2 protein-coding genes are annotated in these 1775 nt (G+C 51.4%); one reads left to right on the forward strand and one right to left on the reverse strand.

Annotation, left to right across the window (positions count from 1 at the left end; translation table 11 throughout):
• A partial coding sequence (locus tag Q0546_RS10520) for a hypothetical protein (protein ID WP_298792846.1) occupies window positions 1–185 on the forward strand: 185 nt, incomplete at its 5' end.
• Window positions 186–323: 138 nt separating this feature from the next.
• Here Q0546_RS10520 and leuC read toward each other — a convergent pair.
• Window positions 324–1598, reverse strand: coding sequence for a 3-isopropylmalate dehydratase large subunit (gene leuC, locus Q0546_RS10525; protein ID WP_298792848.1), 1275 nt, complete (start codon window positions 1596–1598; stop codon window positions 324–326).
• Window positions 1599–1775 lie beyond the last annotated feature (177 nt).

The following is a 1775-nucleotide window of genomic DNA, read 5'->3' on the forward strand; positions in this document are numbered from 1 at the left end:
GCAGCTACGAGCAAAGCGAAGTAGAGCGTCGCCCCTTCCTCTCCCAAGCCCTCTCCAACCCCACTGCACGTGAGAGGTTGCTGCACTGCGTGCAGGTTTATTTGGCGCCGCCGCGCCGAAAGTGTAAATTTGACATTTTCAAGATACGGGTCTCGGTGACCCAAATTTGCAAATTTGAAATTTGATTGTAAGAAATTAAGGCGACGTATTTTTTCTTTAGACGAGACGCTTTTAAATTTGGCGACGGGAGTTACCTTGTCGGTAATGACCGAGCCAAATTTAAAAGCAACGAAGTATAAAGGAAAAAGACAAGCTGTCAAATTTTAAAGATCGCGAGGATCGGCGATCTTGCCTGCGACGGCGCTAGCCGCAGCTACGGCCGAGTTTGCCAGATACACCTCGCTCGTGCGATCTCCCATGCGGCCGACGAAGTTTCTATTTGTCGTGCTCACGCAGCGTTCCCCAACGCCCAAAATCCCCATATATCCGCCTAGGCATGCGCCGCAGGTTGGGTTTGAGACGACCGCCCCCGCTTCCGCGAAAATATCCATCAGCCCCTCTTTTTGCGCTTGCAGGGCGATCTTTTGCGTCGCCGGCGTGATGATGAGGCGGGTTTTGCGCGCTACTTTGCGGCCTTTTAGGATCTCAGCCGCGATGCGCAGGTCGCTTAGGCGGCCGTTCGTGCAGCTGCCGATAAAAGCCTGATCGATGGCGATGTCGTCTTTCACCGCTTCGCGCACGCTTTTGCCGTTGCTAGGTAGGAACGGATAGGCGATCACGGGATCGAGATTAGTGACATCGATCTCTAAAATTTGCTCGTAGTTCGCGCCCTCGTCGGAGTAGTGTAGCTTCGGCTCGGCGCGTAAGCTTTTACCTTTTAAAAACTCTTTTGTTGTTTCGTCGACTGCGATGATGCCACTTTTGCCGCCGGCTTCGATCGCCATGTTGCACATGCTAAAGCGTCCGTCCATATCGAGGCTCTCTATCGTCTCGCCCGTAAACTCCAGCGCCTTATACAGCGCGCCGTCCACGCCGATGCGGCGGATGATCTCTAGGATGAGGTCCTTGCCGTAGACGTGGCGGTCTAGCTTGCCGCGAAAGATTACTTTGATAGTCGGCGGTACTTTGAACCAGTTTTTGCCCGTTATCATCGCGTAGGCTAGGTCGGTGCTGCCCATGCCCGTAGCAAAGGCTCCCAGCGCGCCGTGCGTACAGGTATGGCTATCGGCGCCGATGATGACGTCGCCAGGCACTACGAGGCCCTTTTCCGGCAAAAGCGCATGCTCGATACCCATATCTTTTTCGTCAAAATAGTTTTTCAAATCGTGCTTATACGCAAAATCGCGGCTGATTTTGGCTTGGTTGGCGCTTAGGATGTCTTTTGCCGGGATGTAGTGGTCCATCACGACGCTAAAGCCGTCCGGGTTAGCGAGCTTCGTCGCGCCGCTTCGCTCAAACTGCTTGATGGAGATCGGAGTCGTGATGTCGTTGCCGATGACCATGTCGATGTCGCTTTCTATGATCTCGCCCGCGAAAACCTCGTGCCCTACGTGCTCGCTGAAAATCTTTTCGGTGATGGTTTGCTTTGAGTTTTGCATAAATTTCCTTTTTTTGCGGATGCCGCGCGTTTTTAAAATTTAGCGATTTTAGCGAAAATTTATAAAATTTTTTATTATGCGGTAAATTTGGGATCAAAGGGCGAGCAAATTTAACAAAGGATTGCCGCAAAGATTTTGCAAGGCAAGGCTAAATTTAGCTAAATTTGAAAAAATAGG

Source organism: uncultured Campylobacter sp. (genome assembly GCF_937997465.1).
Classification (GTDB): Bacteria; Campylobacterota; Campylobacteria; order Campylobacterales; family Campylobacteraceae; genus Campylobacter_A.

Excerpts from the sequence above, each read along its gene's own strand:
- leuC (WP_298792848.1), bottom strand. The coding sequence starts at position 1,598 with ATGCAAAACTCAAAGCAAACCATCACCGAAAAGATTTTCAGCGAGCAC.